We start from the raw sequence: 14,672 nt of genomic DNA on the forward strand, positions 1-14,672 counted from the left end.
CGCTCTGACCACTATGCGGGCGACGCGGGCGCTGGGGCATCCAGTGCCAGCTTCACGCCCACCGCGCCAAGAAGCGTTCCGGTGACCCAGCGCTGGCAGCGAATCCATGTGGGCTTGCGCTGGAGGAACACCGCGATCGACCCCGCCGCGAGGATGATCGCCCCATTCACCACCATGGCCACCGCGATCTGGATGGCTCCCAGCTGGAACCCCTGGGCGACCACATTGCCGGCGGCCTGATCTACGAACTGAGGGATCAGCGCCAGGTACATGAGGGCCGCCTTCGGATTCAGCAGGTTCGTCACGAGCCCCATGCGGAAGAGCTTGCCCGCGGAATCTCGGGGAAGGTCTCGGGTCTCGAACAGCGCCATGCCACCCGGGCGGAGCGTCTTGTACGCCAGCCAGAGCAAATACATCGCACCGGCTACCTTCAGCGCGGTGTAGAGCCAGGGAACCACGATGAACACGGCAGCGAGTCCGAGGTTCGCCATCGTCATGTAGACAACGAACCCGACTGCGGTGCCGGCCATCGACACCATGCCGGCGCGCCACCCCTGGCTGACACTGCGGGAGACGAGGTAGACCATGTTGGGCCCGGGAGTGAGTGCCATCCCCAACTCGACAAGGGCGATGCCCAAGGCAGCGGCAAGCGTGATCAAGACGGCCCCTTCGGTTCGTACTTGTTCCCGTGCGTCTCGCGGATCGGGTGAGTGTCATAGATGAGGTCGAGGTAGATGACCTTGTCGCTCTCTGGTGCGAATGAGAACAAGTCCATCACCTTGAAGGTGATCAGAGATCCGTCTCTGACCGTCCAGTCGTACTGGAAGTACGCGACGGCGCGCGTCGTGTCGCCTTCGCTGAGAAAGACGTCGATGGGTGTGATGACGTTCGTCTCCGACGCCTGGCCGAGCCGGTCGAAGAAGGGCTCGGCGGGCATTTCACCCAAGAAGGGGGACCGCACGATCCCCTCGGGCGCGAACAAGCCCACGATGGTCGCGTAGTCGCTTCGACCGAGCGCTTCCATGTAGGTGTGCAACACGTTCGCGTATGTCTGCATGACCACGCTCCTTTGAAGTTCGGATCTGCCACTGTACTCATGGTGCCGTGCCCTCACCGAGTCAGCCTCGAGGCGTCCACCCGAACGGCAGCGGTCCGTCGATCGCCGCCCGCTCCAGGTCCGCCTGCGCGGACCATCCCTGTGCAGCATCCGTCGCATCGAAGCCACCACGCGCGACGCGGAACCCGACGTCTTCGTGATGCATCCGCGGTGCACCGCCTCGCCGGGTCGACGCCCTGACACTCCAGGCGTCATCGGCGAACCCGCCGCCGCGGAACACGCGGTAGGCGTCGTAGCGGGCGGGATCGAGCAGGTCCCAGCACCACTCCCACACGTTGCCGAGGGTGTCGAAGAGCCCATTGAGATTCGGATGCTTCCCGCCGACGTCTTGCGGTGCGGTCACGCCGTCGGCGCTCGTCCAGGCGACCTCGTCGAGCGGGCCGTAGTGCGGACGCGTCGACCCCGCCCGGCACGCGAACTCCCACTCCGCCTCGGTCGGCAGGCGGTATCCGTCGGCGTCGACGTGCCACGTGACATCCTCGCCATCGAAGGTGTAGACGGGGTCGAGCCCCTCCCACTCGGATGCCGCATTGCAGAACCGGATCGCACGCAGCCAACTCACATCGGTCGCCGGCCGGCGCGGGTGCGACGCCGTCTCGCCGATCATCTCGGCGAGCTGCTCTTGCGTCACCGGGTACACCCCGATCTCGAACGGCTCGAGTTCGACGCTCCACCGCACCTTGCGGCGGGCGTCGTGGAGGGTGACGGCGCCGGCCGCGATCCGCGCGAGCTCGATGTCGGTCGTCATCGGTGCAGTCTCGCACGGCGCTCCAGGGCTTCGATGACGGTCGCGGCGATGTCGATGTCGTAGAGCCTCTCGACGCTCTGGAACCCGCCGGGACTCTCCGCGTTGATCTCCACCACCTGGTTGCCGATCACGTCGATGCCCACGAGGAACATGCCATCGGCGACGAGCTTGTCGCCCATCGCTTCGACGATGCCGAGCTCGGTCTCACCGACCTCGAGGGGCACCGACCGACCGCCGGTGCTGATGTTGGCGCGCGGGTCGTTGCCGGTGGGGACGCGTCGGAAGGCGGCCGGCCTGCCGTCGCGCACGAGGATGCGGCCCTCGAGCAGGAAGATTCGGGCGTCGCCGTCCTCGCCTCCGTCGATGAACTCCTGGATGATGGCGTAGCCGTCCTGCAGGACCGCCTCTGTCATCTGCGAGAGGTTCGTCTCTCCCGGGCCCTCGATCATGAAGACGTTGCGTCCCTTGGCTCCGTACAACGGTTTGACGACGCAGTGGCCGACTTCGTCGACGAACCGCTCGATCGCCTCCGGATTTCGTGTCACCAGCGACCGTGGTCGGATCTTCTCGGGGAACTCCTCCAGGTAGAGCTTGCTGGTCGCTCGACGGAGGATGTTCGGGTCGTTGACCACCGTCACACCTCGGTCCGCGAGCATCTGTCCGAACACCACGCCCATCGGGCTGGCCCACGGGCGCTCCTGCAGGTCGTCGATCGACTCGTTACGAAGGAAGAGCGCATCCAGGTCGTCCATGATGATCCGCTCGGCTTCCCGCGCCTTGATCCTCTCCATGAAGCTCGCGAGGGTGTCGTCGCTCTTCCACCTCGCGGCGCGAGCCATGGCCGCGAACCGACCTTCGCTGCTGCCGAGCTCGAGGTCCCCGACGCCGACATACCAGGTCTCGTGCCCGCCTCTGGCTGCCGCTCTGGCGAGTCGGGTGGTCGCGTACTCGTCCAGCTCGGTGTCGACGTCGTTGACGAGAAATGCGAGTCTCATGCCGCCATGTCTCCTTCGTAGAGGTCGGTGACCGTCGCGCCCGCGCGCAGCCTCTCCAGGCGCTCTTGTGCACCGGGCACGTCCAGCCAGCGTGGCCGAACCCACGGCGCGTGGAGCACGTCGCGGTCGAGCAGGTCTTGCACAAGGGGGATGTGGTCCAACGCGAGCTTGCCGACGAGCAAGACGTCGAGGCCGCTGCCCTCGGCGAGGGCGTCGAGGATGCGGGTGATCCCGCGCAGGTAGATCGCGTCCTTTACCGAACCGCCCCCGACGACGACCCGGATGGCGATGGACCACGCGGTCCGTGCTGGTATGCGGTGGTCAGCCCGCAACGACTCGAAGATGTCCAGGAAGCCGGCGCCGTCGAGCATCTTGCCGACCGCGACCACTCGCGCCGCGAGCACGCGCAGCCGCCGCGGGTCCAATCCGCCGGTCAGGTACTCGGCGAGCACGGCGAGGCCCTCCTGGGTCTCGTCGTAGCCGGGCAGGCCGATGGTCAGCAGCGTCAGTGGCTGCCGGGCACCGTTCTGGTAGGTGACCACGTGGGTGCCGACCTCGTGGTGCAGCAACGCCTCGATCCGGTCGGCCCGGAACGCGGCGGACTCCGGGATGAGTAGGCGGCCGAACGACACCATCAGCTCGGAGATGTCGTCCCGCACCTCGACGCTGACCGGGAAGTCCGGGTACACGGCGCGGTAGCGCTCGAACTCCGCACGGGCCGCGTCGGCGAACGCCCCGGCCGTGACGGTCTGGGTGCTGGGCGCCTGCGGGGGGATGATCTCGAGCAGCTTCTCCGCCGCCGCGGCCAGCGGAGGGGCCACCGTTCCGTAGAGCTGGAGTGACCCGTAGAGGAACCGTGACGTGTCGCGGTCCTCCAACGCGGTGATCTGCCGGGCGATCTCGTCCCTCTTCGCCCGGAAGAGTGTGTGCAGCGCCGGGTCGTCCACGTTCTCGATCTCGAGGTCGTACAGGTCACGCTGCGCCAGGTCGGGGTCGAAGTCCAACGGCCGCAGCCGCAGCGTGGGGGCGGTGCCGAAGTCACTGCGTTCGAAGTCCGCCCACGCCTCCGCCGCGTTGAGTGGCGTGACGTTGACGAGCAGGTTCACGCGGCGCTCGATCTCGGTGAGCCGGGCGTCGATGTCGAGTGCGGGCGCCAGCTGCTCGGTCGGTGATGCCATTTCACGAACATACATACCAGCACGATGTGGGCCCAACCCCTTGCGCGGTCCGAGCTTCTTCGTCCCGCGGGGGGCGACCGTCATTCACTCTCAGAGCAAACCGGCGGCACGGCGCAGGTTCCCGTCTTCGGACTCCGACCACCGATCGATGATCCGTCGTGCGCGCGTCGCGTCGGGTTCCTCCAGCCGATCGAGCAGCGGACCGACCACGTCGATGGCGAGTGGGTCGACGAGCTCAAGCACACGCGCGTCACGAAGGAACTGCTCGACCCGGGTGAGGTCGCTCCCTTGCAGCACCGCCACAAAGCGCTGCAGGAGCACTATCGCCGCGAGCCGGCGCTCGTACACCGGCTCCGACCACAACTCCGAGGCGAGCGCCGTGACCTCGTCGTGCGACATCCCCGGATACCGCCGATCTGCGTCACGAATCGCGCCGCGCACCGCTCCGACCGAGGCGCCGTAGAACTTCAGGCCGACCCCGATCCGGTCGGCGTCCGCCTCCGCCCGCTCCTCGGTGCCCTCGGCCTGGAGGGTGCGGTCGATGAACTCGGCCGGTTCCGTCATCCTTCGATTCTCGGTCACTCCACTGGGCGAATACGCGCATGCTGTTCATGCGACGAACCCGCGCATATCGCCCGCATATCGAAACCTGCATACGTGCTGGCAACACCGCGCGGCCTTGACTGGCAGCATGAATCGAAATCGACGTCCACAACGAACAGCGGCTCGCGGGGTTCGTGGGCTCCTCGTCGTCGGCGCCCTGGTCATCGTCATCGCGGCGACCACCGCCGCGATCTCCTCCACGCTGCCCAGCTCCTCGTCGGCGGCGCCGTCCTTGACCTTTTCGGATGCGCCAGCGCCTCCTCGCAGTGAGGACCGCGGGGTGCTCGACGAGACCGGCCGGGTGGGTGACGGCGTCACGGTCTTCGATGACGGGATTCCGGCTCTCACCAACCTCGACCCGGTTCTCCTCGAGGCCCTCCGTCAGGCTGCAACGGATGCCGCGAGCGACGGAGTCGTATTCGTCCTCAACAGCGGTTGGCGCTCCCCCGAATACCAGGATCAGCTCCTTCGCGAGGCCATCTCCGAATACGGCTCGCTCGACGAAGCTGCCCGATGGGTCGCCACCGCGGCGACATCTCCTCACGTGTCGGGAGATGCGGTCGACATCGGGCACGTCGATGCGACGGCGTGGCTGTCCGAGCATGGTGCCGAGTACGGACTGTGCCAGATCTACGACAACGAGCCCTGGCACTACGAACTGCGCCCCGAAGCCATCGAGCACGGCTGCCCTGCCACGTATGCCGACCCCACCCAGGATCCGAGGATGCAGCAGTGACCGCCGGCGCAGGACTCCGCATCCCGCCGTCAACGCACGAGCAGCCCGCGGCTCTCCACTCCTCCCGGGTGCGCGGGCGTGGCGTGCTGGTCGCGCTGTTCGTGGCCTACCTCGCGCTCCTCACCTGGATCGTGCTGTGGAAGCTCCAAGTGCCGTATGTCGGCGAGGGCGCGCTGCGCCACATCAAGCTCGTCCCGTTCGTACCAACCGCTGAGGATGGCGCCAGTGACCCCCTCGAGGTCGTCGCGAACGTCGTGCTCTTCCTCCCCTTCGGCGTCTACCTCGGCCTCCTCGCGCCGTTCTGGCCCTGGTGGAAGCTTGCGGGCGTGGTCGCCGGGTCTAGCCTCGCGCTCGAGGTCACCCAATGGCTCCTGTCGGTCGGAAGTTGCGACATCACCGACCTCGTCGTCAACACCGCCGGGGGCCTGGCCGGTCTCGGCCTACTCGTCCTGACGCGCCACCGGCTCCGGCACAGGACCGGCACCGTCATGACGCGCGTGTGCTCCATCGGAACCGTGATCTTCCTCCTCGCGGCTGGGATCTTCATCGCCTCTCCCGTGCACTACGCGCCCATGCGGGACGTCGACGTCCGGCTCGGCTCGACGCCCTAATGCCTCCTTCGGACGTGGGCGGCTCACGGCCCTCGCGCGACGAGACCGCCGACTTGCTGGCATCGGATAGCGCCGAGACCGTGGGCGCCGCTCCCTGCAGCGCGCCATCCGCGACACCATGACCGAGCACCCCGGAGTGGTGCGCGACGAAGCCGGCCTCCTCGCCGGACAGCAAAGCTCGACGCAATCGAGGGCCCGCGTGGGCGACATCAGGCGCCCACCCCGACGTCGCCGGCTACAAGGACCTGACGCACGCGTTCGACCTCAAGTCGGCCGCCCTCGCCGCACGCGCCACCCGGAGGTAGTTCTTGAATTGCGCGAGACCCGCGGATTCCACCACCGCGGCGACTACCCCCGAACTCGACGAGTCACTGCAGTGAATGCTCAATTCGATCCGGTGGTGCAGGCGCTCGGCTGCGCGCCTCGATGCTGGACAACGGAGTGTCGTGGTACTAGGGCGTGAGGAGTTGATTCTCCATTCCGTCCCGCGAAGCCGGCAGCGTACCCCACGGAGTGATATGCATGACAGATAATTGTGGCGCACCGAGGATCTCGGCCTCCGCGGACATCAAATTGGAGTGGGGGCATGGATGCGGCAAGCCTGGCGGGTGATTCGCGCGAATCACCCGGAGCTCATCGAGGACGTTGCAGACGGCAAGCGGTTTGTTTGGCTCGGCTCAGGAATCTCTCTCGAGCAGGTGCCCGATGTGGTGGAGCTGATTGCACGCGTTCTCCGCTTCCTGCGGGACCAAGCCGCGTCGGGCGAGGCCGATGCGGAACACCATCGAACGGCGCTGCTGGAAATCCTGGACGAGCACCTACCGACGGAACGCGCCCGGTACGAAAATGACCGAGGTAACTGGGAACCAGCGGGGCTGGATCACCTCCGTGACAAATACAGCCGGGTGCTCGGTGTCGGTGTCGAAGGGAAACCAACCGACTATCTGCTGATCGATGGAGCTGGCCTGCCAGAGCTATACGGAGACCCCGACCTTGGTCCTGGGCCAACCCATAGGCTCCTCGCGATGCTCATCTCCGAGGGCGTTGTGACCCACCTTGCATCGGGAAACTGGGACACTCTTGTCGAGAAGGCCCTCCTCGAAATCTCAGCGACCGACTCGCTTCTGGATGTGTACGTCGATGTGGACGATCCGCGCACCGCTCGAGGCCACGCCGAGATAGCCAAGTTTCACGGGTGTGCGGGCCTTGCACGAACAGATCCAGATCGATACCGCGACAAGATAATCGCTACCACCGCCCAAATCAGCAAGCTTCATGGGGACAATTCGTATGCCCACATGACAGACCACCTCCGAGATCTCACCACCCGAATGCGCTCGCTGGTACTGGGCCTATCGGTGCAGGACAGCGATCTGCTCGCCATCTTCAGGAGCGCGGCAAGTCGGAGTCCTTGGAAATGGGAGTCGAATCACCCCGCGTACTTGTTCGCGGAGCCATTCGTATCGCCGAGTCAGAGGGACGTCCTCGAGGTCGCGTACGGCGAGGATTTCGGCCGCGAACGTACCAGCATCGTTCGGCGATCAGCTATCGGTGCATATGCCGGTCCTGTGGTCGCGGCGATTCTGATCGAAGTGCTCGCCGCGAAGCTTGGGGTCGCGATTCAACGCCATCAAGGGCTGCCAGGTGGCTTCGAATCGCAACTCAAGCTCGGAATTCGTCGCTTTGTCTTGCGGGTAGTTGCGGCATTCGGTGGAGACGAAGGATCCCTGGCCGACTTCCTTTTGACCGGATACTCGGACTTCCTACGCACTTACCTTGGGTCAACGGCTGTCGGCGAAGCGAGTTACCTTCCGTTCGCGCGCGGGACGACGAACACGCTTGCGACAGACATCTCGGTGATCGGTATGGGTATCGACCGGCTCGCCATCGCGATTGGATTGCTTGGATTCGGCGAGGATCGGGGACGGTGGCGCGCCGCCCTCGTGGACGAACAGAAGGGTAGCCGCATTATGGTGTCGCGTACGAGAAACGCGACGGGTCCAACGTTGGTTGTGGTGCGCGGCGCTCGGGAGGCTGTTGCCACGATGACTAGCGACGACTGGGTCAGCGGTCACGGCAACATGGTTCTGCTGCAAATGGAGCTCGGTGGGGTGTCGTCGACCCGCTCACCCGGGGGCAGAATCGGGCGAGGAAGGGGTGCAAGATCGCGTCGTCAATTGATGTGGGACGATATCTCCGACTCGGTCCACAGCCTGGAGGAGCTAATGGTTCGATTTGAGACTGGAGTCGCGCTGTGACACGGCCCTCGACTGCGGACGCACTCAGATCAGAAGCGGCCGACTTGCTCACGGAGAACGGGTATATCGAGGTGTCCTCGCCAATCACCATCGGCGACATCCAGCTTGAGGTACCGGGGCTCTGGGAAGGCCCGCCGGACAGTCTGGACCTATCAGTGATAGCGGATCGACCCGCTTCACGGGAAGCCGCGTTGCGGCTCTTCTGGCTCGTGCAACGGCTGGTCCGCGCGTTGGACGCCGCGGGTTCACGCCGGACGATGACTGTCATCTTGGTCGGGTTCCAATCATCTCCTCAGGGCATGGGCGAACTCTTAGAGCTTGCGCGCGTGCTGGTAGTTGACGGCTCGCTGCCAACCGAACGAATGTTAGGCCCCCTCCTGCGTCTGCGTCTGCCGAGTACCGCCACAGCACAACTGGATGGCATCGCGGAGGTCGCTGAGGCGATCAGCAAGAAGCGCGCTGCCCGCGAACTTCATAGGCTCGTCCAGGCGGCGAGCGCGGGCGCAACCGTGGTCAGCGACCGGTACAAGGCGTGGATCGATGAGTCGTTCGCAAGTCCTCGGAGCACAGATGCCTGAGCCCCGCCTTCAGGAGATAGTCGTCGAGAACTTCCGTAGCATTTCGGGGAAGTGTGTGATTCCGTTAGACGGTTCCATCACTCTTATCCATGGCGCGAACGGGGCAGGAAAGACCAGCCTTCTCAGCGCGATTGAGCTTGGTGCAACGGGCCGTGTTGGGTTCCTCGACGAACAGATCGGGGATGCACGTGCGCTTCTGCGCAATCATGACTACCCGCTCGGTCGAGTTCGATTATCTATCGCTGACGGAGGCACGGGCAGCCGGGTAGGAGCGTTCGAGCTGAATGCCGACCAGGTATCTGGCGAAGCAGCACTGAACCCAGCGGAGCAGGTGTACTTCTTGGAGCGCAGCTTCCTGCCCCAGACTGCGTTGGGGCGGCTGCTGGAGTCTTATACGGAGACGGGCAAACAGGTAGATACCGCGCTCGTGCGGTTTGTGAAGTCACTTGTGGGTCTCGATGATCTGGACGCGCTGATCGATGGACTCCACGCGTCGGGCGATTTGAGGAGAAGCCGAAAGGCCGTTCCCGCATGGGCTCGCACGTCGGAGGAGGTCGAGTCCATCCAACGAAGGCGACGTGAGATTGCGGCCGAACTGGATGGCGCAAGGGCTCGCCTAAAGGCTGCATTCGACACGCTCCAGGGCCTCATGGAGACGCCAGGGAGCGTGAAGGTCGAAGAGCTGCTGAGAATCGCGGTCGAGCGTGGGCGTGACTCCGAGAGTAGCCGGGCTGACCTGGCTGAGCTGGAGGAGCTCCAAGCCAAAGTAGACGCCATTGCTAACTTGAGCCGTCAGCTTGAATCTTCCGAATCGACCGTGAGCGGCCAGCTTGATGTGACACGGGCTGAGGAGGCTCAGTCAGCGTATCGTGCGTGGGAGGAGGGTCCCGGAGCCGCAGCGTTGGCTGAACTCAATCAGATTCGTCAAGATTCGCTGCGCCTTCCACTCGTTCGGATGTCACAAGTGGGTGAGGCTTACAAGGAGAGCATCGAAATTGCTGCCGAGGCCTCGCGTCAACATTCTGAAGCCGTCGCCGCCGACCAGGCCAGGGCTGAGAAAATCGACACCTTGGACCGTCGGATCGAAGTGCTCGAGCAGGAGATTGCGGAGACTGAGAAGCGCGCGAGGTCGGTCGACGTGCCTACGGACGTGCGGGTACTGATTGAGATTCTTCAGCTGGCGGTTCCACTGGTGGATTCTGACCGCTGCCCTTTGTGCGACCAGAAGTTCGCAGGTGCCGGTACTCTCAGCGACCATCTCGCGGCAAAGCTCGGCCGGCTGAGCGCCGGCTCGCAGGAGCTCCTTCTGATCGAGCGGGAGTTGAATTCGCTTCGCTCAGACCACCAGACTGCGGTGAAGCAGGTGATCCTCTTCAAGAGTCTGCCTCCGGTTGCCGCTGGTAGTCCGCTCGACAAGTCGATTCGCAGTCTCAACTCCTTGGGCGATTCCGTCGGCCAAGGTGCTCGCCTGCTGCGGGACGTCCAGTCGACGCAGGCCAGAAGTGCCGAGCTTGCTGCACGCGAGGCCCAGCGCTTGGTAGTGCGGGAGCGTGTCACGCAGGTATGCGAAGCGTTGGGGCTCTCGACGGACGATGTACCGGGTCAAGCCCCCGATGAAACGCTCGGGCGTGAGATTTCCGCGCGCATTCAGAAGGTTCGCTACGCGGACATCCAACGAGGCCGTGAACGCGAGGCACGCGAGGCCGTCGAGGATTCGCACCGTGACGTAGAACGCTTGGAGCGGGCGTCCCGAGAAGCAGAACTCGCGGTCTCCAGAGTCCGATCGCAACTGTCGACAGCGGAGTCACGAATGGCGAGCGCGCGTGAGCTTCTTCAAGTCTCCGAGCAGACCCGTTCCACGCTCATAAACCAGGTATTTGATCAATCGCTCAACTCCTTGTGGGCTCAACTCTTCGGTCGCTTTGCGCCGTCCGAGAAGTTCACTCCGCGTTTTGTGAAACAGACATCTGCCAGCCGTTCAGTCGACGTGCGGCTCGAGACCGCGCTTCCCGACGGGAGAACGTCGGGAAGTCCCGGCGCAATGCTTAGCTACGGGAACACGAACTCTGCGGCGTTGGCGCTGTTCATGGCATTACACCTCTCCGCGCCTCCCCAGCTTCCATGGCTCATCTTCGATGACCCCGTTCAGTCGATGGATGAGATCCACGTGGCGAACTTCGCAGCGATCGTGCGACAACTTGCCTTCGTGCATGAACGCCAGGTCGTGATTGCAATCCATCAGCCGGAACTGTTTGACTACCTCGCTCTTGAGTTGGCGCCGAGCACTAGCGACCATTCGCTGGTGCGGGCAACGTTGGATCGTGGCGCTGGGACGACGAGCGCGCGAATTGAGCGGATCGACTATGCGCCTGAGTCGGTACTGCATGGCGCTCTTTGACTGGTCTCGATCAAGCGATCGCGCCTCATTGGAACTCCGTCAACTGGTTGGACTTTCCGTGAGCGGTGCGCCCCATCTCGGGCGCATCACAGCGAACGGGCGGCGTGCTTTCTAGCAATTGAATGGCTCAGGTCCAGCGATGACGGTCAAGATGTTGGGTGGGATAACTTCGATGCGACGCCGGCTCACCTATCGTGACGTTTCACACAACGGTTAGAAGTCCCAGTCCTCATCCTCGGTAACCACGGCCTTGCCGATGACGTACGACGAACCAGACCCCGAGAAGAAGTCATGGTTCTCGTCGGCGTTAGGCGAGAGGGCCGAGAGGATCGCCGGGTTCACGTCGGTGACCGAGGAGGGGAACATCGACTCGTAGCCGAGGTTCATCAGGGCCTTGTTGGCGTTGTAGTGCAGGAACTTCTTGACGTCTTCGGTGAGGCCGACGCCGTCGTAGAGGTCTTGCGTGTACTGCACCTCGTTGTCGTAGAGCTCGTAGAGCAGCGAGAACGTGTAGTCCTTCAGCTCGTCGCGCTTGGCCTGGTCGACCCGCTCAAGTCCCTTCTGGAACTTGTAGCCGATGTAGTAGCCGTGCACGGCCTCGTCACGGATGATGAGGCGAATGAGGTCGGCCGTGTTGGTGAGCTTCGCCCGCGACGACCAGTACATGGGCAGGTAGAAGCCCGAGTAGAACAGAAAGCTCTCGAGCAGCGTCGAGGCGACCTTGCGCTTGAGGGGCTCGTCGCCACGGTAGTACTCCATGACGATCGCAGCCTTCTTCTGCAGGTTCTCGTTCTCGACCGACCAGCGGAAGGCGTCGTCGATGTCTTTCGTCGAGCACAGCGTCGAGAAGATCGACGAGTAGCTCTTCGCGTGCACCGACTCCATGAACGCGATGTTCGTGTACACCGCCTCTTCGTGCGGGGTGATCGCGTCGGGAATGAGCGAAACCGCGCCGACCGTGCCCTGGATCGTGTCGAGCAGCGTCAGGCCGGTGAACACGCGCATCGTCAGCGTCTGCTCTTCGGGGGTGAGCGTGTTCCACGACTGCACGTCGTTCGACAGCGGCACCTTCTCGGGCAGCCAGAAGTTGTTGACGAGACGGTTCCAGACGTCGACGTCTTTCTCGTCCTGGATCTTGTTCCAGTTGATCGCGTTGACGTGCGAGACGAGCTTGAGCTTGCCGCCGACGTGTGCGGGGTCGTTCTGTGCCGAGTTGACCGGGTCTGTGAGGGTCATGTCATTCCTTTGGAAATCGGATGCTTCGGGGTGGTGAGTGGTTTCGATACGCGGCGCTTCGCGGCGCTACTCAACCACCGGAACGTGAGCAATGCTCATAGCATGCACGAGACGCACATTTCCAACTCAGTTCCTTCAAGCGCCATCTGCCGCAGGCGGATGTAGTAGATGGTCTTGATGCCCTTCTTCCACGCGTAGATCTGCGCGCGGTTGATGTCGCGGGTCGTCGCGGTGTCTTTGAAGAAGAGGGTGAGCGAGAGGCCCTGGTCGACGTGCTGCGTCGCCGCGGCGTAGGTGTCGATGACCTTCTCGTAGCCGATCTCGTAGGCGTCTTGGTAGTACTCGAGGTTGTCGTTCGTCATGAACGCCGCCGGGTAGTAGACGCGGCCGATCTTGCCTTCCTTGCGGATCTCGATCTTCGACGCGATCGGGTGGATCGACGCCGTCGAGTTGTTGATGTACGAGATCGATCCGGTGGGCGGCACGGCCTGCAGGTTCTGGTTGTAGATGCCGTGCTCCTGCACGGAGGCCTTCAGCTCCACCCAGTCCTGCTGCGTGGGGATGTGCACTCCGGATGCCTCGAACAGCCCGGCGACCTTCTCGGTGGCGGGCACCCACGCGGCATCCGTGTACTTGTCGAAGAATTCACCCGACGCGTACTTAGACTCGGCGAAGCCGTCGAAGGTCTCGCCGCGCTCGATCGAGATGCGGTTCGAGGCGCGCAGCGCGTGGAAGAGCACCGTGTAGAAGTAGATGTTCGTGAAGTCGATGCCCTCTTCGCTGCCGTAGAAGATGCGCTCGCGGGCGAGGTAGCCGTGCAGGTTCATCTGGCCGAGGCCGATGGCGTGGGACTTGTCGTTGCCGTCTTCGATCGAGCGCACCGACGTGATGTGGCTCTGGTTCGACACCGAGGTAAGGCCGCGGATCGCGGTCTCGACGGTCTTGCCGAAGTCGGGCGAGTCCATGGTGAGGGCGATGTTCAGCGAACCGAGGTTGCAGCTGATGTCTTTGCCGATGACGTTGTACGAGAGGTCTTCGTTGTACGTGGTCGGCGTGTTCACCTGCAGGATCTCGGAGCACAGGTTCGACATGTTGATGCGGCCCTTGATGGGGTTGGCCTTGTTCACCGTGTCTTCGAACACGATGTAGGGGTATCCGCTCTCGAACTGGATCTCGGCGAGGGTCTGGAAGAACTCGCGCGCGTTGATCTTCGTCTTCTTGATGCGCGCGTCGTCGACCATGGCGCGGTAGTTCTCGCTGATCGGCACGTCGCCGAAGGGCTTGCCGTAGACCTTCTCGACGTCGTACGGCGAGAAGAGGTACATGTCTTCGTTGTTCTTCGCGAGCTCGAACGTGATGTCGGGCACGACCACGCCGAGGCTCAGCGTCTTGATGCGGATCTTCTCGTCGGCGTTCTCACGCTTGGTATCGAGGAAGCGCAGGATGTCGGGGTGGTGCGCGCTGAGGTACACGGCGCCGGCGCCCTGGCGAGCGCCGAGCTGGTTGGCGTAGCTGAAGCTGTCTTCGAGGAGTTTCATGACGGGGATGATGCCCGACGACTGGTTCTCGATCTGCTTGATCGGCGCGCCGGCTTCACGGATGTTGCTGAGCGACAGTGCCACACCGCCACCGCGCTTGCTCAGCTGCAGTGCCGAGTTGATGCCGCGGGCGATCGACTCCATGTTGTCTTCGATGCGGAGCAGGAAGCACGAGACGAGCTCGCCGCGCTGCGCCTTGCCCGTGTTGAGGAATGTGGGGGTGGCCGGCTGGAAGCGGCCGCCGATGATCTCTTCGACGAGGTCGACGGCAAGCTGCTCGTCGCCCTGCGCGAGGCCGAGCGCGGTCATGACGACGCGGTCTTCGAAGCGCTCGAGGTAGCGCTTGCCGTCGAACGTCTTGAGCGTGTAGCTCGTGTAGTACTTGAACGCGCCGAGGAAGGTCTCGAAGCGGAACTTCTTCGAGTAGGCGAGGTCGTTGAGCTTCTGGATGAACTCGAACGGGTACTGGTCGAGCACGGCCTGCTCGTAGTACTCCTTCTCGACGAGGTAGTCGAGGCGCTCTTTCAGCGAGTGGAAGAAGACGGTGTTCTGGTTGACGTGCTGCAGGAAGTACTCGCGCGCCGCTTCACGGTCTTTCTCGAACTGGATCTCGCCGTTCGGACCGTAGAGGTTGAGCATCGCGTTGAGCGAGTGGTAATCCATCGCCGTACGAGGT

Annotated in this window: 13 protein-coding genes; 5 read left to right on the forward strand and 8 right to left on the reverse strand. The window is 63.7% G+C overall.

Annotated elements, in window-relative coordinates; all coding sequences use genetic code 11:
* Window positions 1-11: 11 nt before the first annotated feature.
* The 6 genes from ESP51_RS04190 to ESP51_RS04215 form a co-directional block, all read right to left on the reverse strand.
* Window positions 12-659: a LysE family translocator gene (locus ESP51_RS04190; protein WP_129519643.1), complete on the reverse strand. Its 648-nt coding sequence runs from the start codon at window positions 657-659 to the stop codon at window positions 12-14.
* On the reverse strand, window positions 656-1,057 hold the full coding sequence (locus tag ESP51_RS04195) for a nuclear transport factor 2 family protein (protein ID WP_129519644.1): 402 nt from the start codon (window positions 1,055-1,057) through the stop codon (window positions 656-658). The genes ESP51_RS04190 and ESP51_RS04195 overlap by 4 nt, the downstream gene beginning before the upstream one ends.
* 61 nt (window positions 1,058-1,118) lie before the next feature.
* Window positions 1,119-1,865 carry a formylglycine-generating enzyme family protein gene (locus tag ESP51_RS04200; RefSeq protein ID WP_129519645.1) on the reverse strand — a complete coding sequence of 249 codons (747 nt, stop codon included), beginning with the start codon at window positions 1,863-1,865 and terminating at the stop codon, window positions 1,119-1,121.
* Window positions 1,862-2,860 carry an ATP-grasp domain-containing protein gene (locus ESP51_RS04205; protein WP_129519646.1) on the reverse strand — a complete coding sequence of 333 codons (999 nt, stop codon included), beginning with the start codon at window positions 2,858-2,860 and terminating at the stop codon, window positions 1,862-1,864. The genes ESP51_RS04200 and ESP51_RS04205 overlap by 4 nt, the downstream gene beginning before the upstream one ends.
* Window positions 2,857-4,122, reverse strand: a complete 1,266-nt coding sequence (locus ESP51_RS04210; RefSeq protein ID WP_129519647.1) for a peptidase MATCAP family protein — start codon at window positions 4,120-4,122, stop codon at window positions 2,857-2,859. The genes ESP51_RS04205 and ESP51_RS04210 overlap by 4 nt, the downstream gene beginning before the upstream one ends.
* A 6-nt stretch (window positions 4,123-4,128) precedes the next feature.
* Window positions 4,129-4,602 carry a DNA alkylation repair protein gene (locus ESP51_RS04215; protein ID WP_129519648.1) on the reverse strand — a complete coding sequence of 158 codons (474 nt, stop codon included), beginning with the start codon at window positions 4,600-4,602 and terminating at the stop codon, window positions 4,129-4,131.
* A gap of 127 nt (window positions 4,603-4,729) precedes the next feature.
* Here ESP51_RS04215 and ESP51_RS04220 point away from each other — a divergent pair, with 127 nt between their 5' ends.
* The 5 genes from ESP51_RS04220 to ESP51_RS04235 all read left to right on the forward strand — a co-directional run bounded on the left by ESP51_RS04220 (window position 4,730) and on the right by ESP51_RS04235 (window position 11,222).
* Window positions 4,730-5,377, forward strand: a complete 648-nt coding sequence (locus ESP51_RS04220) for a M15 family metallopeptidase (RefSeq protein WP_129519649.1) — start codon at window positions 4,730-4,732, stop codon at window positions 5,375-5,377.
* On the forward strand, window positions 5,374-5,988 hold the full coding sequence (locus ESP51_RS04225) for a VanZ family protein (RefSeq protein WP_241842966.1): 615 nt from the start codon (window positions 5,374-5,376) through the stop codon (window positions 5,986-5,988). The genes ESP51_RS04220 and ESP51_RS04225 overlap by 4 nt, the downstream gene beginning before the upstream one ends.
* A 608-nt stretch (window positions 5,989-6,596) precedes the next feature.
* Window positions 6,597-8,246 carry an SIR2 family protein gene (locus tag ESP51_RS04230; protein WP_164990396.1) on the forward strand — a complete coding sequence of 550 codons (1,650 nt, stop codon included), beginning with the start codon at window positions 6,597-6,599 and terminating at the stop codon, window positions 8,244-8,246.
* 44 nt (window positions 8,247-8,290) lie between these two features.
* Entirely contained in the window at window positions 8,291-8,824 is a 534-nt protein-coding gene (locus tag ESP51_RS20515; protein ID WP_164990397.1) for a hypothetical protein, read from the forward strand.
* Window positions 8,817-11,222 carry an AAA family ATPase gene (locus ESP51_RS04235; protein ID WP_164990398.1) on the forward strand — a complete coding sequence of 802 codons (2,406 nt, stop codon included), beginning with the start codon at window positions 8,817-8,819 and terminating at the stop codon, window positions 11,220-11,222. Before ESP51_RS20515 ends, ESP51_RS04235 begins: the two co-directional genes overlap by 8 nt.
* A gap of 213 nt (window positions 11,223-11,435) precedes the next feature.
* Here the strand turns inward: ESP51_RS04235 and nrdF are convergent, their stop codons facing one another.
* Window positions 11,436-12,458 carry a class 1b ribonucleoside-diphosphate reductase subunit beta gene (gene nrdF, locus ESP51_RS04240; protein ID WP_129519652.1) on the reverse strand — a complete coding sequence of 341 codons (1,023 nt, stop codon included), beginning with the start codon at window positions 12,456-12,458 and terminating at the stop codon, window positions 11,436-11,438.
* A 95-nt stretch (window positions 12,459-12,553) separates the two neighbouring features.
* Window positions 12,554-14,659, reverse strand: coding sequence for a class 1b ribonucleoside-diphosphate reductase subunit alpha (gene nrdE / locus ESP51_RS04245; protein WP_129519728.1), 2,106 nt, complete (start codon window positions 14,657-14,659; stop codon window positions 12,554-12,556).
* Window positions 14,660-14,672: the final 13 nt, after the last annotated feature.

The sequence above is a fragment of the Agromyces albus genome, from assembly GCF_004134825.1.
Lineage (GTDB): Bacteria > Actinomycetota > Actinomycetes > Actinomycetales > Microbacteriaceae > Agromyces > Agromyces albus.